At 60.0% G+C, this 19516-nt stretch carries 20 protein-coding genes; 16 read left to right on the top strand and 4 right to left on the bottom strand.

Features of this window, described 5'->3' with window-relative positions:
- Positions 1–31: 31 nt before the first annotated feature.
- The 4 genes from AC4FIJ_RS12485 to AC4FIJ_RS12470 are packed head-to-tail and all read left to right on the top strand — an operon-like array spanning position 32 to position 3848.
- Entirely contained in the window at positions 32–1171 is a 1140-nt protein-coding gene (locus tag AC4FIJ_RS12485) for an NAD(P)/FAD-dependent oxidoreductase (protein ID WP_490337049.1), read from the top strand.
- Entirely contained in the window at positions 1168–1983 is an 816-nt protein-coding gene (locus AC4FIJ_RS12480) for an SDR family NAD(P)-dependent oxidoreductase (protein ID WP_490337048.1), read from the top strand. Before AC4FIJ_RS12485 ends, AC4FIJ_RS12480 begins: the two co-directional genes overlap by 4 nt.
- Positions 1980–2603 carry a TetR/AcrR family transcriptional regulator gene (locus AC4FIJ_RS12475; RefSeq protein WP_066849459.1) on the top strand — a complete coding sequence of 208 codons (624 nt, stop codon included), beginning with the start codon at positions 1980–1982 and terminating at the stop codon, positions 2601–2603. Before AC4FIJ_RS12480 ends, AC4FIJ_RS12475 begins: the two co-directional genes overlap by 4 nt.
- 21 nt (positions 2604–2624) lie before the next feature.
- The gene (locus tag AC4FIJ_RS12470) at positions 2625–3848 is read left to right on the top strand and encodes an acyl-CoA dehydrogenase family protein (protein WP_066850645.1); all 1224 of its coding nucleotides are present in this window, start codon (positions 2625–2627) and stop codon (positions 3846–3848) included.
- 68 nt (positions 3849–3916) lie between these two features.
- Here AC4FIJ_RS12470 and AC4FIJ_RS12465 read toward each other — a convergent pair whose 3' ends face one another.
- Together AC4FIJ_RS12465 and AC4FIJ_RS12460 are read right to left on the bottom strand one after the other, a co-directional pair.
- On the bottom strand, positions 3917–4492 hold the full coding sequence (locus AC4FIJ_RS12465; RefSeq protein WP_490337047.1) for a malonic semialdehyde reductase: 576 nt from the start codon (positions 4490–4492) through the stop codon (positions 3917–3919).
- A complete protein-coding gene (locus tag AC4FIJ_RS12460) occupies positions 4492–4851 on the bottom strand; it encodes a winged helix-turn-helix transcriptional regulator (RefSeq protein ID WP_066849455.1) in 360 nt (119 codons plus the stop codon). The genes AC4FIJ_RS12465 and AC4FIJ_RS12460 overlap by 1 nt, the downstream gene beginning before the upstream one ends.
- Positions 4852–5000: 149 nt before the next feature.
- Between AC4FIJ_RS12460 and AC4FIJ_RS12455 the strand changes: the two genes are divergently transcribed.
- From AC4FIJ_RS12455 to AC4FIJ_RS12410, 10 genes are all read left to right on the top strand, one after another.
- Positions 5001–6215, top strand: coding sequence for a cytochrome P450 (locus AC4FIJ_RS12455; RefSeq protein WP_490337046.1), 1215 nt, complete (start codon positions 5001–5003; stop codon positions 6213–6215).
- Positions 6212–6970 (top strand): SDR family NAD(P)-dependent oxidoreductase, encoded by a 759-nt coding sequence (locus AC4FIJ_RS12450; RefSeq protein WP_490337045.1) that lies wholly within the window; start codon positions 6212–6214, stop codon positions 6968–6970. Before AC4FIJ_RS12455 ends, AC4FIJ_RS12450 begins: the two co-directional genes overlap by 4 nt.
- 145 nt (positions 6971–7115) lie before the next feature.
- Complete coding sequence (locus tag AC4FIJ_RS12445; protein WP_490337044.1) at positions 7116–8414, top strand: cytochrome P450; 1299 nt, start codon at positions 7116–7118, stop codon at positions 8412–8414.
- Between the two features lie 503 nt (positions 8415–8917).
- Positions 8918–9754, top strand: coding sequence for an SDR family NAD(P)-dependent oxidoreductase (locus AC4FIJ_RS12440; protein ID WP_490337043.1), 837 nt, complete (start codon positions 8918–8920; stop codon positions 9752–9754).
- A 48-nt stretch (positions 9755–9802) separates the two neighbouring features.
- Positions 9803–11356: a phytoene desaturase family protein gene (locus tag AC4FIJ_RS12435; RefSeq protein WP_490337042.1), complete on the top strand. Its 1554-nt coding sequence runs from the start codon at positions 9803–9805 to the stop codon at positions 11354–11356.
- Positions 11357–11477: 121 nt separating this feature from the next.
- On the top strand, positions 11478–12572 hold the full coding sequence (locus AC4FIJ_RS12430; RefSeq protein WP_490337041.1) for a phosphotransferase: 1095 nt from the start codon (positions 11478–11480) through the stop codon (positions 12570–12572).
- Positions 12573–12592: 20 nt separating this feature from the next.
- Positions 12593–12871: a nuclear transport factor 2 family protein gene (locus AC4FIJ_RS12425; protein ID WP_490337040.1), complete on the top strand. Its 279-nt coding sequence runs from the start codon at positions 12593–12595 to the stop codon at positions 12869–12871.
- A gap of 184 nt (positions 12872–13055) precedes the next feature.
- Complete coding sequence (locus AC4FIJ_RS12420; RefSeq protein WP_490337039.1) at positions 13056–13751, top strand: GntR family transcriptional regulator; 696 nt, start codon at positions 13056–13058, stop codon at positions 13749–13751.
- 40 nt (positions 13752–13791) lie between these two features.
- Complete coding sequence (locus AC4FIJ_RS12415; protein WP_490337038.1) at positions 13792–14955, top strand: acyl-CoA dehydrogenase family protein; 1164 nt, start codon at positions 13792–13794, stop codon at positions 14953–14955.
- Positions 14956–15073: 118 nt separating this feature from the next.
- On the top strand, positions 15074–15304 hold the full coding sequence (locus AC4FIJ_RS12410; RefSeq protein ID WP_490337037.1) for a hypothetical protein: 231 nt from the start codon (positions 15074–15076) through the stop codon (positions 15302–15304).
- 413 nt (positions 15305–15717) lie between these two features.
- On the opposite strand, the gene AC4FIJ_RS12405 is transcribed toward AC4FIJ_RS12410, so the two are convergent.
- Complete coding sequence (locus AC4FIJ_RS12405; RefSeq protein ID WP_490337036.1) at positions 15718–15879, bottom strand: hypothetical protein; 162 nt, start codon at positions 15877–15879, stop codon at positions 15718–15720.
- A gap of 1082 nt (positions 15880–16961) precedes the next feature.
- Between AC4FIJ_RS12405 and AC4FIJ_RS12400 the strand changes: the two genes are divergently transcribed.
- Together AC4FIJ_RS12400 and AC4FIJ_RS12395 are read left to right on the top strand one after the other, a co-directional pair.
- Positions 16962–18293: a TylF/MycF/NovP-related O-methyltransferase gene (locus tag AC4FIJ_RS12400; RefSeq protein ID WP_490337035.1), complete on the top strand. Its 1332-nt coding sequence runs from the start codon at positions 16962–16964 to the stop codon at positions 18291–18293.
- A gap of 90 nt (positions 18294–18383) precedes the next feature.
- Positions 18384–19292, top strand: a complete 909-nt coding sequence (locus tag AC4FIJ_RS12395) for a phytanoyl-CoA dioxygenase family protein (RefSeq protein WP_490337073.1) — start codon at positions 18384–18386, stop codon at positions 19290–19292.
- A gap of 5 nt (positions 19293–19297) precedes the next feature.
- Here AC4FIJ_RS12395 and AC4FIJ_RS12390 read toward each other — a convergent pair.
- A partial coding sequence (locus AC4FIJ_RS12390) for a hypothetical protein (protein ID WP_490337034.1) occupies positions 19298–19516 on the bottom strand: 219 nt, incomplete at its 5' end.

Here is a 19516-nt window from a genome sequence, read left to right as displayed (position 1 = left end):
TTGCATGAGCACGTCTGCAACATCTACTGTAGTGGTCGTCGGTAGCGGCCTTGCGGGCTTCGGGGTGCTGCGCGAATTGCGCAGGCTCTCGCCCGAGGCCCGGCTCGTCATGGTGACGCTGGAGGACGGGCATTTCTATTCCAAGCCCGCCCTTTCCACGGCGCTCGCCAAGGGCAAGACAAGCGAAACGCTGGTCACTACCCCGGCCGAAAAGATGATCGCCAATCTCAAGCTCGATGCTCGCATCGGACGCGAGGCAGAAGCCATCGACCGGGCCGGCAAGGCGCTTTTGACCACCGGCGGACCGATCCAGTACGATTCCCTGATACTGGCAACCGGCGCCGAGCCGGTTCGACCGCAGATAGGCGGTGATGCCGCGCATCGTGCAATTTCGGTGAACCAGCTCGAACATTACGATCGCTTTCGCAAGGAATTGCCAGATGGCGCGCGCGTCCTGATCATGGGCGCAGGTCTTGTCGGAACCGAATTCGCCAACGACCTGATCACCAACGGCTACCGGCCGATCGTCGTCGATATGCTGGATAATCCCCTCGCGCAGCTCGTCCCGCCCGCGGTGGGCGAGAAGGTGCGCGATACGCTGCAGGAAAAGGGTGTGGAGTGGCATCTAGGCCGCAAGGTCGACGCCATCGACTATCTCCAGCCCTCGCCCGGATATGTCGCCACACTTGATGACGGTACGCGGGTAGAGGCGGATGTCGTTCTGTCCGCCGTCGGGCTGCGCCCGAACGTCGAACTGGCCCGCGAAGCCGGGCTGGAAATCGGCCGCGGCATAAAGGTCAATGAATTCGGGCAAACGAGCGACCCCGACATATACGCGATCGGCGATTGCGCCGAATATCCCAACGGCCTTGCCGCCTATGTCACGCCGATCATGGCAGCGGCCCGCGGGATTGCGCCCAGCGCGTTGGGCACGCCGACCCAGATCAGATTCCCTCCCCTTTCGGTGCAAGTGAAGACGACCGTGTTCCCGATCAACCTGCTGCCGCCTGCGATGGCTTTGCGGGGCGAGTGGCGGCAGGTGGAAAGTGACGCAGAGGGCGACAAGCATCTGTTCGTCGATAGCGACAACAGGGTTCAGGGTTACGTCCTGACACAGGGAAAATGCGAACAACGCATGGAAATGGATAAATTGGTGGGGGAAATGGCATGAGCGGAATGCTCGAAGGTAAAGTGGCAATCGTAACGGGCGGGGCGAAGGGCCTTGGCCATGGCATTTCGCGTCGTCTGGCGCGCGAAGGCGCTTCGCTACTCATTACTGGGCGCGACGGTGCTGCGACCGAACGGGTGGCCGAAGAGATCCGCAAGGAATTCGGAACCGGTGCAGTCGGCATGTCCGCCGATATGGGCATCAAGGATGACGTGCTGGCCATGGTGCAGCGCGCGGTGGATGAATTCGGCGGCCTCGATATTCTGGTCAATAATGCCTCGTTATTGTCTGACGGTGTCCTGCTGGAGCACAAGACGGACGAGATGCTCAAGCGCACGCTGGAAATTGGCATCTGGGGTAACTGGTGGGCCATGCAGGCCGCCTTTCCGCACATGAAGGCACGCGGCGGCGGTTCGGTTATCAATTTCAGCTCCATCGACGCGCAGACCGGGGCGTGGCTCCACAGCGACTACAACATCAACAAGCTTGGCATCGTCGGGTTGACACGTAGTGCCGCGGTTGAATGGGGCCGCTTCAATATCCGCGTTAATGCCATCGCTCCGACCGGCCTTGGTCAGGTCTTCGCAAAGCTGGTCGACGAGGTTCCAGGCTTTCTTGAAAATGTCGTTGCGACCAATCCGCTCAAGCGCGCGGGCGACCCTGAAAATGACATTGGTCCGGTCGTCGCATTTCTTGCTTCGGACATGTCGCGCTTCGTCACAGGTGAAATGATCAATGTCGATGGCGGACAGAACCTGCCCGGCTATGTCAGCATCCCCCACAATCTCAAAGAACTTGAAAAGGGGGAAACGTGAAGTTCCAGCCTGAATTTGCCGCCTCTGCCGAGGTAGGAGACGATTTTGTTATGTCTCCCAGCGTCATAAAGATCCTGTCGGGAGCGCTGGATGCCATAGCCGAGCGCGGCGTCAGGCGCCTTTCGATGAGCGACATCATCGAAGCGAGCGGCGTCTCGCGCGGCACGCTTTATCGCTATTTCTCCAGCAAGGACGACGTACTTGCCGCAGTCGCAGAGTTTGTCTGCATCGGGTTCGAAAATGGCATTCGCGAAGCGGCGGAAGGCATCGATGACCCGATCGAACGGTTCCGGCAGGTGATGCAGTTCTATGCGCGCTACACCAATGAGAATTCCCCCGATCGCGTTTTCGAAGTCGAACCGCGGTTTCACCTGTCGTTCTTCCGCAGTAGGTTCGCCCGATACAAGCTGGCCGTCCATTCGGCGTTGGAACCTACCTTCAAATATATCGAGGCAAAGCTTGGCAAGACTATAAATGCCATAGCTTTCGTTGAAATACTTGTTCGCCTCCAGTTGAGCACCCTTCTGGTGCCAGCCGACGAGAACTGGTTGATGCTCTGGAATGAAAGCGCGGACAGCCTTGAAAAATGGCTACTCGACACCGCCGACCAGACTGTCTGAATAATCGAAAGGATGCATGAAATGGCTACTTTGGCAAAAGCACCTCTTGAGCAAGTTTGCGGATGGGCTGATAAATCCGTCGCAGACAAGCTTGTCGCCCGCGCGAAAGAACTTCGCCCGTTCCTGGCCGAGCAGGCGCCCGAAGGGGAAAAACGCCGCAGCCCGACGGAGGCGGTTGACCGAATGCTCAAGGAAGAAGGTTTCCTGCAACTGATCGTGCCGCAACGCCTCGGCGGCTTTGGCCTTTCGCCCACCGATTTCTCCCGCGTCCAGATGGAGATCGCCAAAGGCGACCCGGCAGTAAGCTGGGTCATGCAGATCATCAATGGCACTACCTGGGTCACCAGCCTTGCGCCGGACAGCGTGCAGGACGCTGTTTTTGCCGACGGACCGCAGCCGGTGTGCGGCGCGTATAACCCGCCCGGCAAGGCGCGCAAGGTTGACGGCGGCTGGATTATCAATGGCGCGTGGCCCTATATGTCGGGTTCGCGACAGGCGACTTGGACGCAACAGGGCGTCGTTCTCGAGGATTACGACGGCCCCGTCGTACCCGGCATCAACATGTGCTACATTCCGATGAGCGAATTCGAGATCAAGGATACTTGGTTCGTCAGCGGCATGCAGGGCACCGGTTCCGACACCGCGATTGCAAAAGACGTTTTCATTCCTGACAGCCAGATGGCTTTGATGAATGAACGCACCGGACAAATCGATCCCACCAAGAAACATTTCGGCGCGCCGTCGGACCTTGTTCCCGCAGTTCCGATGGTGCGGACCACCGGTCTTGCCCAGCTTATCGGCGCGGTCGAAGCCATGCTTGAGATCGTGACAGCGGAATCGGGCAAACCCGTCCTTACCACGACGATCGGACCGCGCACTGGATCGGGTGCATATATGCGCGATCTGGGTGAAGCTGCCGCATTGGTCGAAACTGCCAAGACCATCCTGTTCAGCCTTGCCGCAAAGCTCGATCGGGTCGGAATGGGTGAAGAGTTCACGGCTGAGGAAAAGGTTCGCCATCGTGCGATGGGCGGCCAGATCGTCGAATCGATCCACGCGGCCAGTGAATCGCTCATGTTCCAGGCCGGTTCGTCGGGCTTTTCGCTCGATAAGCCGATCAACCGTTACTGGCGCGACATTTCGATGGCGCTTCGGCACATCCAGAACATTCCCACGATCGGCTATGAAATTCAGGGCCGCGCCCTTGCCGGTGGCGATCCAATAGCACCTCCGGGCTCTTACTAAGGCGGGACAGGAAAGACCATCGCCCGGTCATAGGTCGGGCGATCGGTCGTCTGTTTGTTTAATCCGCGTCAGAGGATCCGGCAGGCATGCTCAAACCGCAATCGCGGATTACGAGGAAACAAGCTCGTCCTGTCACCATATCCTAGGGCGCAGATGAAATTCGCTTCCCAGCGGCCATCGGGAAAAAAAGCGCGGTTCAGCGCCTCTGCATCAAAGCCCGACATGGGCCCGCAATCCAATCCCAATCCTCGCGCCGCGACAATCATATACGCTCCCTGCAGCGGCACGTTGCGCGCCAGCAGATCGTCGACAACCGCGGTCTTTCCCGCAAAGGCCGACGCGAAATCGCGCGACGGAAACAGCTTGGGCATCTCCTCGTAAAATCGGGTATCCGCTGCGACAATGGCGGTGACCGGCGCGGAGCGAACCTTGGCGATGTTCCCCTCGTTCACGCAGGCCAGCAACCGCTCCTTCGCCTCTTCCGATGTAACGAAGACAAACCGCGCCGGGCAGGAATTGGCCGAGGTGGGGCCCCATTTCAGATGATCGTATAATTCATGCAGCAATGCAGAGGGCACGGGCCTGTCGGTATAGCTGTTGAAAGTGCGCGCCTCCGCAAAAATCGTGTCAAGTTCTGCTGCCATCATTTACCCCTCGTATTGATGCCATGGTTTTCCCACCAGTGCATCAGCGACTGGATCGTCGCCTCAAGCTCACGCGTGGCATCGGTCATCGAATATTCAACGCGGGGCGGCACCTCGGCATAGACTTTTCGCGTGATCAGCCCGTCCGCCTCAAGCTCGCGCAGCTGCTTGGTCAGCACATGCTGCGAAACACCGCGAATGGTTTTCTGCAATTCCCCGAAACGATGGGTGCGATGATACAGCAGCCACAATATCTCAAGCTTCCACTTGCCTGAAATCATCGTCAACGCGCGGCGAAGCGCCTCGTATTCTTCGGGACTGACATCCCGCCCGACAGCATTGGCATCAGACGTAGTCATGTAAAGGTGACTAACCCCATAAAAGTGATCCTACTTGTTGGGTTGAGGTGTAGGTTATAGTCCCGGCTTTGAAAACAACGGTCTGACCGGTCCCTGCTGCGCAAGCGGATCGCGTCGCCAGAAATTGGGAGCCAGTAATGCAGCCAGTGATGCCCGAACCCGTCATTCCGGAGCATGTGCCTGCCGCGCTTGTGAAGAATTTCCCCTATATTTTCGGCATGACCACGCGCGAGGAACCGCATCGCACGTGGGCGCCCCGGATCCACGCCGAAGAGCCCGACATCTTCTTCGCACCCCACGCCTATCCCGGTGGAACGCCGGCGTGGGTGGTGCGGCGCATGGACCATCTTCGCGAGGTCTATTTCGATACCGACACCTTCTCCAGCAAGGATTTCTCTCCCTTCGCCAAGCTGATTGGCGAAAGCTGGATCAACACGCCGGTGGAAATCGATCCGCCGAACCACGCCAAGTATCGCAAGATGGCCAACCCGCTGTTCACCCCCAAGGCGGTATCCGCGCTCGATGACAAGATCCGGCAATACGCGGTGGATTACGTCGAAGCCTTTCGCCAGCGGGGCGAATGCGAATTCATGGCGGAGTTCGCGTTTGAATTCCCGATCAAGGTTTTCCTCCAACTGATGGATTTCCCGCTCGATCACACGCGGCGTTTCCTTGAATGGGAGTACGACCTGCTCCACGCTTCCGATCTGGGAAAGATCGCCGCGGCGACCCGCAAAGTCGTCGATTTCCTGCGCGAGCAGATAGAGGACCGACGCAAATCGCCTCGCGACGACATCATCAGCTATGCCCTTGCGGTCGACGTGGATGGCGCAAAGCTCAACAATGACGAGCTGGTCGGATTTTCCTTCAACCTGTTTGTCGGCGGGCTGGATACCGTCTCCACCAACATGGGCCTGCAATTCGCGCATCTCGCGCGCGAGCACGACGATCAGGAATTCCTCCGCCGCAATCCAGAGGAAATCCCGCATGCCATCGACGAACTGATGCGCGCCTATGCCGCGGTGACCACGTTCCGCACCTGCACCCGCGAAACCGAATTCCACGGAGTAAGGATGATGCCCGGCGATAAAGTGATGATGAGCACCACGCTGGCCGGGCGCGATCCGGCAGAGTTCGACAACCCCGACAAAGTCGATTTCGGGCGCAGGCCGCGTCATGTTTCCTTCGGCTATGGCCCGCACACCTGCATCGGCATGCATCTGGCGAAGCGCGAGATGCGGATCGCGCTCGAGGAGTTTCTCGGCCGCATCCCGCAGTTCAGTATCAAGCCTGGCCACCAGCTTGAATATCATCTGGGCATGATCCAGCCCGTCACCCTGCCGCTCGTCTGGAACGTGCGATGAGCGACGGGGAGTTCGCAGGCAAGGTCGTGCTCGTCACCGGCGCGGCATCGGGCCTTGGCCGCGCCGCCAGCATTCGGTTCGCCAGCGAAGGCGGAAGGGTATGCCTTGTCGACATCAATGCCGACGGGCTGGCGGAAACCGCGCGGCGGATAGAGGAAGCCGGAGGCGAATGCGCCAGCATGGCGGGCGATCTGGGCAATCCGGCGGTTTGCGCGCAGGCCGTCGCGACAGCGGTCGATGCCTTCGGCCGCCTCGACGTCTTGTGCAATGTCGCAGGTATCCTGCGCTTTCACGCGCTGGAGGATGTCACGACTCAAGACTGGAACAAGCTGCTTGCGGCCAATGTATCGGGCCCATTCTTCATGATGCAGGCGGCCATGCCGCATCTGGTGGAAAGCCATGGCAATATCGTGAACGTGGTCTCGACCGCAGCGTTTCTGGGGCAGGCTTATACAGCGCCCTATGGCGCGACCAAGTCGGCGCTCCTTAGCTTGACGAAATCGCTGGCAATGGAATTCATGCACAAGCCCGTTCGCATCAACGCGCTGGCGCCCGGCGGCATGCTGACCGGCATGGCCGTTGGCCTTGAAATTCCCGAGCATGCGGACCAGTCGCTCTACAGCCGCTATTTCGGCCTGCGCCCACCGTCGCAACCCGAGGATATCGTGGAGCCCCTGCTGTTTCTGGCATCGGATCGCGCGCGATCCGTGCACGGAGCGTGCCATGTTGCCGATGGCGGCATCACCGCCGGTTAAGCCCGTCTTCCCTTTCCTGCGATAGGTGGAGCCGCGGTGCCAGGCGGCTCTACTGTCGTCAAAGCCTGCTGCTGGGCGCCCATCTGCGTAAACGGTTCGGACCCTCCGCGAAAGCTGGCCTGCACCGCATGGATTGGAAAGTGAAATGACCGGCAAATATAATGCAATGCTCGACCAGATGGTCAGGGATTACTCGCTCGTCACCCACGGCTATTCGGGTGTCGCACCCGCCAACCCCTATCCGATGTTCGAGGAGAAGCGCGCCAAGTGCCCCGTAATGCACGGCGACCTGCTGCAGGAAAACAGCATTCCCAGCATGGCCGACTACATGATGACAGGCCGGCCTGTGGTGACCCTGTATCGTTATAATGACATCCATTCGGTGTTGATGAACCCCGACGACTGGCTCAGCTATATCGTCGGTGACGGGTTCGGGGCCGCCGTCGACAATCTCTTGCTCACCGCGATGGATGGCGAGGAACACACGAAATATCGCAAGACGCTGCAAAAGCCGTTCATGCGCGGCCAGATCCGCAAGCTGATGGAAACGCTGATCCGTCCGGTGGTTGTGAACGAATTCGTCGAGAAACTGCGCCCCAACGGCAAGGCGGACCTGCTGCGCGAGTTTGCCCTGCCCTTCCCCATTCGCGCGATGTATGCCTATTTCGGCTTTCCGCATGACGAAGACCTGCTGGGCAATCTGGCAAGCTGGGCCATTCAGGTCGTCGCCGCCCCGCAGACCGATCCCGAAGTCGCCAAGGTCACCATCCCCCAATCGATGGTCGCCGGGCAATCTATGTTCGAAACGCTGATGCCGATCGTGCAGCAATATCGCGCGCGCGGTGAAATGCGTAACGACATCCTCGGCTATATGATGACGACCGAGCATGAGGGCGAGAAGTTCAGCGACGAGGATATCGCGAACTTCATCCGCATGCTGCTGCTGGCCGCAGGCGAAACGACGACCCGCAGCTTTGCCAATATGATGGTACAGTTGCTGGAAGAGCCGGACGTGCTGGAGGAACTGCGCCAGGATCGCAGCCTTGTGCCCAAGGCGGTCATGGAGACCATGCGCCGCGATCCCACGGCCGGCGCGGTTGCCCGTATTGCCGCCCGCGACATGGAAATCGGCGGAATGACCATACCCAAGGGAACGGCGGTGCTATGCTCGATCGCTTCCGCCAACCGCGATCCCGAAGTGTACGATGATCCCGACCGGCTGTGGCTCAAGCGCCCGATGCGGCCGCTGCTGAGTTTTGGCTTTGGGCCGCACATGTGTCTTGGCATGCACATGGCGCTGACCGAGATGGAGGTCGCGCTGGAAGAGATACTCGACCTTCCGGGCCTGCGCTTTGACCCGGCCTATCCCAAGCCCGAAATCCGCGGCCTGAATATGCGCGGGCCTGATGCCCTGCATGTGCTGTGGGATGTCGACGGAGCGTAGGGGATTTGACGGTGGGAATCGACTTGTAAGAAGAATTCCGCGATCTTTAGGGCAATCCAGTTATCATCCGCACGCACTCGCACCTAGATCTGCGAAAGGCTGTGCTGATCGAACCTCGCTTCGCATGGCCTAGACCTATATCGATGCCCTGTCCCAAACGATCGCACTATCGCGCTGCATTATATCGGCTATCGCCAGCCCAACATCGCGGCCTGAACCGCCACGCACGATCGGGCGCAAGCGGCAGGACTTGCGATTCCAATGGAGGGCGCGACGGACCGCGCCCGCTTCGCCTATCTCTAAGACGCGCGGCGGTCGGCAATTATACCGGAGTCGTCGACCGGCAAGACCGCGAACATTGAGCGGGCCGGCAGGCTCCGAGCCTTCCCGCCCGCCCTCCCCTCGATAGGCGGGCGCCACTTCACGTATCTATAGGCTGCGCCGCAAACAGCATCGCCGGGGCCAGCACGCGCCTGCGGCAATTGAGAGGAACAGAAAAGCTTATGCGCAAGATCGACCTGCCCGATTTCGACCGGGCCGCCTTTTCGAGGAAATATGGTCCCTGGGCCGTCATCGCTGGTGCCTCCGACGGCACGGGTGCGTGCTATGCCAGGCAGCTTGCCGCCATGGGCATCAACCTCGTCCTCATCTCGCGCCGGCAAGAGGCGCTCGACGCGCTGGGAAAGCAGCTCGCTTCCGAATACGGTATCGAATTCCGCGCGCTTGTTGCCGATCTGACCGAGCAGGGCGCCGGTGGCCGCATTGTCGAGGAAACCGCCGATCTCGACGTGGGTCTGTACATCTCCAATGCCGGTGCGGACGGGGCGGGCAACAGCTTCCTCGCCTCGCCGGTCGAACGGTCGCTGCGATTGCTGACGATGAACGCCGCCAATGTGCTGGAAGCCACCCACGGCTTTGGCAACCGCTTCCTAAAGCGCGGCAAGGGCGGCATCATCGTCATGTCCTCTGGTGCCGGACTTGGCGGCCAGCCTTGGCTCGTCATGTATTCCGCCACCAAGGCGTTCGAACTGAACTTCGTGGAATCGCTCTGGGCCGAACTTGACGGGCAGAATGTCGATATCCTCGGCATGGGCGCCCCGATCATGGATACGCCTACGCTGCGCAAGTCAACCGAGGGGCTGGGGATGGACTACTCCATCGCCTATGACCCTGACGACGTGTGCGCGCTGGCGCTGGCCAGCCTGGGCAAGGAACCGCTGGTGCTGGTCCCCGACGGACCGGACGAGGCAAAGATCCCGCAGATCCAGTGCGATCGCAAGACCCGCCTGCTGGCCCTGGCCGAATGGGGCAAGGCCTACACCACAACGGCAGACGCCTGAACCATGGCAACGCACCCCAACATTGAAGCCCACCAGTTTGACGCCGTCGTGATTGGCGCCGGCCACAATGGCATGGCCGCTGCCGGATATCTGGCGCGCGAGGGCAAGAAAGTGCTCGTGGTAGAGCGGCTCGACAAGGTCGGCGGCATGACCAGTTCGGGCTATATGATCCCCGAAGCGCCCGAACACCTCGTCACGCCATGCGCCGTGGAACTGCTGTTCGCCCGCAAATCCGGGATCATCGAGGATTTCGACCTGCCCAAATACGGGCTGCGCACGGTCGATCCCGATCCGACCTACGCCTATCTCCATCCCGATGGCAGTTCGATCGCGCTGTTCTACGATTATCGCCGCACCGCCGAAGACATCGCGCGCATCAATCGCAATGACGGCAAGGCCTATCTGGAGTTCATGAAGACGCTGAACGTCATGATGGACATCGGCTTTCCGATCATGATGTCGGAACCCGGGCGTCCCGACGTGAAGAACATGTCCAAGATGATCGGCAGCGCAGTACGCAACGTGCGGCTGAAGGACGAGCTGGTGGCGCTGTCCAAGGCCACCGCCGACCAGGTCGCATGCGAGCGTTTCGAACATCCGGCGACCATCGCACTGCTGCTGGGCATTGCCGCGGGCGCCGGCCCCGTCGACGACGATGGCAATGCGGCCGCCTATATGATTTTCGCCGTCACCCACAAATATGGCACGGGCAAGCCCATCGGCAGCCTCCAGTCGTTCTCCGACGCGCTGGCGCGCAGTATCGAGGCGTCGGGCGCGCAGATCGAACTCAATGCTCCTGTTGCCGAGATCATCGTCGACGATGGCGCGGCGAAAGGTGTGCGGCTGCAGGATGGCCGGGTCATTCGTTCCAAGATGGTGATCGCCACCTGCGATCCGCGCACGGCCATGCGCCTGACCACGCCTGGCTGCGTGCCCCGCACGTTGATGAAGCGCATCGAGCACGCGCCCGCGAACCGTTCCAATGCCGCCCCCTTCCTCGCCAATCTGGCGATGTCGGGTCCGCTGACGCTGAAGAAGCATCAGGACCTGCGTCACGACGATGCCGATCTCAACAAGGCCGTGGGCCTGATTGGCACGCCCGATGAAGTGCGCGAGTCCTTTGCCGCCGCCCGCCGCGGCGATATTCCCAGGCGACATGCGGTGTCGGTGACGCCGCTGTCCAACTCGGACCCGACGCAGGCTCCTCCGGGCGGTTCGCTGGCCTATGTCTACCTCCCCAGCATCGCAGTCGATGCGCGCGAGGGCTGGTCGCAGCAGCTCAAGGATCGCACGATGACGTCGATCAAGGCGCAGCTAGGTGAGTTCTATGACGGTCTCGATACCGAAGTGGGCCGGTTCGTCGAAACCGCGCGCGAGCGTGAGAAGCGGCTCAACGTCACCAACGGCTGTGTCACCCACGTCGATTTCGGTGCCCTGCGCGCCGGGGTCCATCGTCCCGCCACAGGCTTTGGCGGACCCAAGCCGCCATTCCCCGGCTTCCTTATCGGCGGCGCGGGCGCCCATCCGGGCGGCGGCGTATCGGGTATTGCGGGGCGCATCGCGGCCAATCGCGCACTGCGCGAACTCAAAAAGATGAAATAGGAAGGGCCACGATGACGGCGTTCGCCACTTAGATCGGCGAACAGGTGACGGACGCGCCCTACGGCGCACGAAGCCTTGATTGCCGATTAGGCCAATAGCCGCGAAATAAGGGATAAGGATCATGGCTCTAGCCCATCCAACATCAACCGACGGGATTACGCCGGACTACATCAATCTTTTGCTGGCGACCGCGAATCCATCCGCATCAGTCACGGCTGTTCGTATACTCGATGCCAAGACTTACGGCGAACAGATGGTATCGACCGCCGGACGCGTTGCGATCGAAGTCGACTATGCCGCCGGATCGCCCGCCGATATTCCGACCCGGCTGGTCATCAAGCTGACCCGCGCGATCGATGAGGTGATGGCACCCTTTTACGCCAACGAAGTCGCATTCTACCTGAACATTCGTCCCGAACTGACGATTGAGGCGCCCCGCTGCTTCGGAGGGGATTTCAATGCGGAATCCACCCATTTCGGTTTGTTGCTGGAAGACCTGACCGAACGCGGTGCAACCTTTCCCAATACGACGCAGCGCACCGGACCGGACGATATCCGCCTGCTGCTCGACCAATTGGCAAGTCTTCACGCCCGCTTCTGGGATTCACCGCGTTTCTCGGGCGATCTCGTCTGGGTCGAGACCCATATCGAGGGCAAGGTCGCGGATCTGATGAACCGTGTGGCTCCATCCTATATTGCGCATGAGGTTGAGAACGAAAACTTCAAGCGCGAGATGGTGCAGCGGCTCCGCTCCACGCCTGACCGACTTCTGGCGGGCGTCCAGGCACTTCAGCGGCATCAATCGACCCTGCCTCAGACACTGCTCCACGGCGACACGCACTTTGGGAACACCTACCGGCTGCCCAACGGTGTCGCCGGACTGCTCGACTGGCAACTGATGGTGCGCGGCTATGCGATGCACGACGTCAGCTATATTATCGCAACCGGGCTTTCGATCGAAGATCGGCGCGGCAGCGAACGTGACTTGCTTGCCTATTATCTCGACCGGCTGTCGCAGGAAGGCGTCGCGAACGCGCCATCGATGGATACGGTCTGGAACGAGTATCGGCACATGATGGTATGGGCGGTCTATATCGGGTGGCTTACCACTCCGGTCGTAAATTACGGGTGGGAAATCAATGTGATGAACCACCTTCGCCTGACGACAGCCTATGAAGATCTCGAGACCGCCAAGCTGGTCGACGCGTCAATCTAGCGCTGGGCGCGGTAATTTCCTTGCAAAGCACCATCGAGATCGACGGCGACGAGGCCCGCGCCAGTTCCCGCGTCATGGCGTGGCACTGGTTCCATCGCGAAGATGGCGACGAACATTCGCAGACGGACCTGCTGGCCATCGGCGGCTATCAGGATCGCCTGCGGCGCACCCCTGACGGCTGGCGGATCTACGAACGGCGAGGCGTGAAATTCGGAACCGGCGTTGGCATCGGAAACGTACCGGAACAGATGAAGCCGGTGTTCGACGGGATGGGGGGCAGGCTTTCGCAATGGCCGTGATTCGGGCCCGGCAAGTTCGGGCTGGCCGATACTGACACGATCATTTCCGGGGGATTGGCGGTCGATCCGTCGATCGGTGGAAGAGCTGCTCGCGTAACAAAACATTCTATAGAATATATTGCATATAGCTCGGATCGTCCCTAGCAGGTAAAAAATGGGAGCGCTGGACCGAACAGATTCGCATATGCCGTCGCCCGGCATCGAGCCGCAGGTGGCGCTTGCCACCGGCTCGCTAACCCCGCTCCAGCCGAACGCGACACGCGCCGAAGCGGTGGCGGAAAGGCTGCGGCTGGAAATAGTCAGCGCCCGCATCGCCCCCGGAACCCTTTTGCGGGAAACCGCGGTTGCCGAACAATTGGGCGTAAGCCCGACGCCCGTTCGGGAGGCTTTTGCTGCGTTGGCGGCAGAAGGCTTGCTGCAGGTTGAGGCGCATCGCCTGAAACGGGTGACGCCCATCGATCTCGCCGCGACGCACGACTTGCTGCGCGTTCAGACCAAGCTTTGGCGGTTCGGCTACGAATGGGGCATGCCCAACATCGGGCCAGAGGAAATAGCGCGGCTGGGGCATGCTATCGAGATTTACCGCGACGCGCTGGACCGGGGCCACGCACTGGCGGCGATCCGCGCCGGCCATGAATTCCATTCGGTCTTCATCATCGCCTCGGCAAATGCGGAACTACTGCGCTCAACGCTTGACCGCCGCTCGCTGATTGCGCGGTTCATCCTGCTGCATGGATCGACCACGATTTCAAAGGCCGGTTTGCGCAAGCACAAGGCCATTTTGGCCTGTCTCAAACGGGGCGATGCCGACGGCGTGTTGATCCAGCTCGACGAATTGGCGGCCAGATTGCTGGCCATGGCTGGCGACCGGGCCAGATAACCAATTCGATTATAAAGACTAAACGATTGAGGAGAACAGCATGGATTTCGAACTTCCCGAAGAATATCAGGCCTTCAGGGACATGGTTCGTCGCTGGGTGGACAACGAGGCACCCAAGGACTGGGCCCGCAGCCTTGAAATGGACGAACATAACTACCCCTTCGCCCTTTGGGATAAGTTCGCCGAGGCCGGTTTCCATGGAGTCGGAATTTCGGAGGATTACGAAGGACAGGGCGGCGATGTCGTGATGCAGATGCTGCTCGCGCGCGAGCTTGCGCGGACGCTGGGCGGGCTCGCATGGATCTGGGGCATCACCTCGTTCGCCGGATCGAAATCCATCGGCCTCTACGGCAGCCTGGAGCAGAAGGCGAAGTTCCTGCCGGAAATCGCCAACGGCCGGCTCAAGGCCGCGATCGCCTTTACCGAACCCGCTGGCGGCACCGACCTGCTGGGCGCGATGGCTACCACAGCGGAAAAGGTCGATGGGGGCTGGGTCCTGAACGGCGAAAAGATCTGGAGTTCATCCGCACATGTCGCGGATTACCTGCTGGTCATCGCGCGCAGCGACAAAACGGCGGAAAAGAAGCATCAGGGCCTGACCCTGTTCTGGGTTCCGACCAGAACCGAGGGCGTGAAGATCACGCCTCTGGCCAAGCTTGGCATGCGGTCGATGGGCAGCTGCTCCATCCATTTCGACAATGCATTGGTCGCCGATGACGCCGTGCTGGGTGAGCCGGACAAGGCCTGGTACATGCTGCTCCCGACGCTCAACAACGAACGCATCATGGTCGGCGCGTTCTGCCTTGGCGTGATCGACGGCGTGCTGGAAGATGCCCTCGACTACATGCAGCAGCGCAAGGCGTTCGGCGGGGTCATCGGACGCTTCCAGAGCCTGCAGCATTGCGTGGCCGATATTGCGACGATGCAAAAGACGACAGAACTGATGCTGCATTATTGCGCTGACAAGCAGAGCCGGGGCGAACAGGTTGGGGTTGAGGCCAACATGCTCAAGCTGATGGCGTCGGAAAATGCCAACAAGGCCGCCGATCTCGGCATCCAAATCCTTGGCGGCATGGGCTATTCGGCCGAAACCGACATGCAACGCTATTGGCGCGACAGCCGCTTGTGGCGGATCGGTCCGATCACCAATGAAATGGTGCGTAACGGAATTGCGGAAAGCCTTGGGTTGCCCCGTTCGTTCTAAGGAGGTCCGCCACATATCTAGGATAGGCTGAAAGTGCCTTTTCTTAGCATGTGGTAGGCATTCGACGGAACGGGCAAGCGTGCAGAATTAAGGCGGATGACGGGATCGAGCCGATGGAATGGCGACCGAGGAATTTCGTATTGGTGGGCGGCGCGCAGGGCAGTGGCCGCGCCGAAGCACTTGCGGCGGCCAATGCCAGATGCGCCATTTTGCTGATCGCGCGCGATCCAGCGGCAGGAAAGTTGCCGCCGCACTGGCTCTGAACATCGCAATTCCCAAAAATGACAAAGGCTTGCTGAAGAAATCATTCGAGTTAGCGATGTCGCTATTCGAAACCCCCGCGACATGAAACGGCTCGATTGTTGGACATCATCGTGGACCTTAATTTCTTCAGGCAATTTACTAACTTCGCGAGTCAGCGAAGGCGATGGTATGGACAGGCGGGTTTCTTTGTTCTCTCAAATGGGGGCGAGGCGCGTGGCGGGTGATCCGCCTGACCGCCTTGCTTAGTCATCAATTTTCTAGCTTCTCGCGGCCCATTGGTCGCCGCGCTGCAGCAGAGCGTTCGTTGCAGGAGCGGCAGAGCGCATGTCGATCTGCTGCTGACTATTCGCTGTTAAATTAGGACCACCGAGTTCCCTATCAATCAACGGCTGTCGTGCCAGACCCACCTGAAGCTAGACATCTACGGCGTCGGTGCCCGATGCGATAACGGGGTGGCTTCTCTACGTGAGGCTATTGTAGGCCAAGTCGGCAATCACTCTAATCTTCAGACATCCAAAGAGCCATCGCTTTCCAGATCGCAATCTGGTCGTTGATTTTGAGTTTGATTTCGCTTGTGATGTCAGTTGCCTGAAGCGCATTTACTGTCCCTACTCTAGATAGAGGGTCAGTTTCATCTTCTTCTTGTCTTTTTTTAGGCACCAATCTTCTCCTATCCGTCAATCTCACCTGCATAAGATCTAACGTATGACACGAATTTTGCATTGGATTTTCTACTATCGCTTTGAACACTGCCCTGAGCGATCGGACGAAGCCCCTTCAATGGCACGGTGATGGAAGAGGGCAGTCGCCGCAATTATGTTTGCCACGGATGGTTCACCATCGATTTGCCAAGGTTGGCATCCGTCCCCTTTCCAATCAATTTCCGTATCGAACGAGTGGATGGTCGCATATAAACCCAAAGGGTCCTGAGTTTGTTCGACACCCTATCAGCATCGCTGCAAGTTCGTCAGCGCACGCCAGTTCGAAATAGGCGAGATTGGGCCGGCCCATCACGATGAGAGAAGCACTGCTTGATTGGTGCGCCCCGCCGCACCCTCGGGCAGCTTGCACGCGATCGAATTTGCATAGGCATTCAGTCCGAGACTGGCGTCACTGCAGAGCTTGTCCGATAATCCTTCTTAACGGACAAGGTACCCACCGATGCAGACGAAAAGCGCGCTAGGATCACCAAAGTGCGGTAGGTCAACCTGCACAGGACGATCAATATTCATGTTAAAGATGTCGGGTCGGCGTACTGCTTGGGGCGCTTAGCAGCCGCTTTTTCTAAATTTGGTAAGCCGGTTTTCCCTCTTCCATGCGGTCGAGGCTGGTACCATTGCCGCCGCTATCGAAGATTTAATTGAGAAAAGACGTCACCGCTGACGGTCTTGCGCCGAAGGTCATATGGCATAGCGGGGAATTTGCGCTCGGCATCGCTCCACGTTTCGTAGCGGATCACCAAGATTACAAGCAGACGAGCTAGTCCGTCGAACAAGGGACGGATGGAGGCGATGGCAATTAAACCCAAGATTATAAGAAAAACTGATAATATGGATTATGTAAAAATAGACGTGAATCTTGGCCATGCAGACCGGCCCCGATTTGTCCGCATCTTTGGCGCCGAGGCGCTTGCCCCCGATGCCGGCCGCATCCTATCGAAAAGTCCGCGCTGCGCTATCAGGTGCTGCGACGTTCCCGTTTCCCAAGCGCCGGCCAGCACGCGCATTCGCCAAGGACTATCCATGAAACGCCCGAAGAAACTGGTTCGGCAGATCAACCGCGTGGCGGGGACCATGGGTCATCTCGATACCAATGCGCTGGGCCGGTTCGCGGGCTGGGCCGTGTCGCGCAGCGGCAAGGACCTGCAGATCGAGGCATGGATCGACGGCCAGCTGGCGGCGACCACGACGACGGGCGGCGACCGCCCCGATGTCGAACGCAAGCTGCCCGGCTATCCAAGGGCGCGGTTCAGCGGCTTCACGCTGCAACTGCCCGAAAGTGCGTTGTCGCAGGACCGCGTGGTCGATGTGAAGATCATGGCGCGCGGCGACGGGACGCTGGCACCCAAGGCATGGCTGGGCACGGCCAGCCTTGCGGGCGACGCCCTACTGGAAAAGCTCGCCTCCGCTCCGAAATCGGGAATCGTCGGTCCGTTTCCGCCGGATGTCATCGACATCGTCGCGGTCTTCGCGCCTGATGTGGTCGGCGATCTGGGCTCGCTCTCGGGGCAGAAACGGTTCGTCCATGCGCTGCGCAAGATCCTTCTGGTTTCCGAGCTGCGCGAGCTTGCGCCGATTGCCGCCTATGTGCGGTATCTTTCGGCGATCTCGGCGCATTTCGCGTTCGTCGACCGCTTCTTCCCCTCCGTCAATCGGCAGGCGCGCGAAGGTTCGGCCGACTTCCACGGCAAGCCCAATTCGGTCGGCGAGATCATCTCGATCGCGCATCAGCTCTATGTGCTGAAGGCTCACGGGATCGCGGGCGATTTCGCGGAATTCGGCTGCTTCAAGGGGTTCAGCTCCTCGATGCTCAGCTTTGCGTGCAAGCAGCTGGACCTCAAGATGCATATCTTCGATTCCTTCGAAGGCCTGCCAGAGGCGGAACACAGCGGCTATACCGAGGGCGATTATGCCGGCAGCCTCGAGGAAGTGACCGAAAACATTCGCCGCATGGGATCGCTCGAGCAGGTGACCTTCCACAAGGGGTTCTACGCCGACACCTTCCGCGAATACCGCCCGCCGCATCTGATGTGTCTGTGGATGGACGTCGATCTCGAAGTATCGGCCAAGGACCTCGTGGTCGTCGCCGACCGCCTCGATCCCAAGGCCAGCCTGTTCAGCCACGAATGCACCGCCGACATGTTCGTGGACGGCCAGATCGTCAACGCGCCGCGGCCCGACAACCCCATCCCGCCCGTGCTCGACCGGTTCGAGGAGCTGGGCCGCCCGCTGACGGGGAATCATCTTCATGGGCATACGGGGGCCTTCTGGCCCCGCTCGGGCGGCATCCCTGTCATGCATCACGATGCGTTGCAGGATCTGCTACGCGTGCTTCGCAAGGACGTGCTGAAGTAAAGGCAGGCCATTCACGTGTCAGAACCGACCGCAACTCCGCAAACCAAATCGGGCCGGCTGTTCCCCGGCGTCCCGCTGATCGAATCGCCCGTGTTCGAAAGCGAGACGCTTGAGGGCTTTACAGAGCAGGAGAAGGCGCTCGCCCGATCGCTGCACGCCGATGGCTTTGGCGTCATCGACTTTCCCGATCCCGAAATCGATGCACGGATCGATCGGATCCGGCGCAATCTGGGCCCGCGTTACGACATTCCGCTCGATGACCCGGCGGCGGAAAAGACCAAGGGCGATCCGCGCATACAGGATGCGTGGACGGAGGACGAGGACGTTCACGCCATCGCCTCCAACCCGGCCATTCTCGATCTGCTGTCAAAGCTGTATGGCCGCCGCGCCTTTCCGTTCCAGACCCTGAACTTCGCGGTCGGCACGCAGCAGGCCGCGCATACGGATTCGGTGCATTTCTCCAGCCTTCCCGAACGGTTCATGTGCGGCGTCTGGCTTGCGATGGAGGATATCCCGGCCGAGGCAGGGCCGTTGTTCTACGTTCGCGGTTCGCACCGCTGGCCGATCATCACCAATGCCATGATCGGACGGCGCGGATATGGCAGCGAACTGAATTCCGCGCAGGACCCCTATGCCGATGCCTGGCAGGCGCTTTGCGACGCCAATGGCAAGAGCAAGGAGCCTTTTCTGGCCCGCAAGGGACAGGCCCTGATCTGGACGGCCAACCTGCTCCACGGCGGCAGCCGGCAGACCGACCGCACGCTGACGCGCTGGTCGCAGGTCACGCATTATTTCTTCGACGACTGCATCTACTACACACCCGCCTTTTCCGACGAGGCGCTTGGCCGGCTGGCGCTGCGCAATCTGGTGTCGATTGCCGACCAGACGCCGAAGCCGAACAAATATCTGGGCGAGATCGTCGACGATCCTCGGCACGCGAACAGGTCGAGGCGCGGTCTTGTCGGAAATCTGGCGAAACGGGTGATGAAGCGCGGCTGAGGCCGTTACTGCACGGCCGAAAGCGCGCCGTGCGAAGCCGATGCCCGATCGCGCTGCAGATCGACGCGATTCACTCCGATCAGCCCCGCCATGCGCCGTGCGACGATATCGGCCACTGCGAAATCGGGACACGCCAGTTCCACGACCATTGATGATCCTTCGTGCCTGAGGCTCATACCAGCCTGCGCTGAGGCTGACTCATTTTGGGGATTCCCGAGGCGACG

The sequence above is a fragment of the Croceicoccus sp. genome (genome assembly GCF_983967925.1).
This window is presented reverse-complemented; position numbering and strand designations above follow the sequence as displayed.

Coding starts and splice junctions, on each gene's coding strand:
- AC4FIJ_RS12480 (WP_490337048.1), top strand. CDS start 1,168: ATGAGCGGAATGCTCGAAGGTAAAGTGGCAATCGTAACGGGCGGGGCG.
- AC4FIJ_RS12470 (WP_066850645.1), top strand. CDS start 2,625: ATGGCTACTTTGGCAAAAGCACCTCTTGAGCAAGTTTGCGGATGGGCT.
- AC4FIJ_RS12465 (WP_490337047.1), bottom strand. CDS start 4,492: ATGGCAGCAGAACTTGACACGATTTTTGCGGAGGCGCGCACTTTCAAC.
- AC4FIJ_RS12460 (WP_066849455.1), bottom strand. CDS start 4,851: ATGACTACGTCTGATGCCAATGCTGTCGGGCGGGATGTCAGTCCCGAA.
- AC4FIJ_RS12455 (WP_490337046.1), top strand. CDS start 5,001: ATGCCCGAACCCGTCATTCCGGAGCATGTGCCTGCCGCGCTTGTGAAG.
- AC4FIJ_RS12450 (WP_490337045.1), top strand. CDS start 6,212: ATGAGCGACGGGGAGTTCGCAGGCAAGGTCGTGCTCGTCACCGGCGCG.
- AC4FIJ_RS12445 (WP_490337044.1), top strand. CDS start 7,116: ATGACCGGCAAATATAATGCAATGCTCGACCAGATGGTCAGGGATTAC.
- AC4FIJ_RS12440 (WP_490337043.1), top strand. CDS start 8,918: ATGCGCAAGATCGACCTGCCCGATTTCGACCGGGCCGCCTTTTCGAGG.
- AC4FIJ_RS12430 (WP_490337041.1), top strand. CDS start 11,478: ATGGCTCTAGCCCATCCAACATCAACCGACGGGATTACGCCGGACTAC.
- AC4FIJ_RS12420 (WP_490337039.1), top strand. CDS start 13,056: ATGCCGTCGCCCGGCATCGAGCCGCAGGTGGCGCTTGCCACCGGCTCG.
- AC4FIJ_RS12415 (WP_490337038.1), top strand. CDS start 13,792: ATGGATTTCGAACTTCCCGAAGAATATCAGGCCTTCAGGGACATGGTT.
- AC4FIJ_RS12410 (WP_490337037.1), top strand. CDS start 15,074: ATGGCGACCGAGGAATTTCGTATTGGTGGGCGGCGCGCAGGGCAGTGG.
- AC4FIJ_RS12400 (WP_490337035.1), top strand. CDS start 16,962: ATGAAACGCCCGAAGAAACTGGTTCGGCAGATCAACCGCGTGGCGGGG.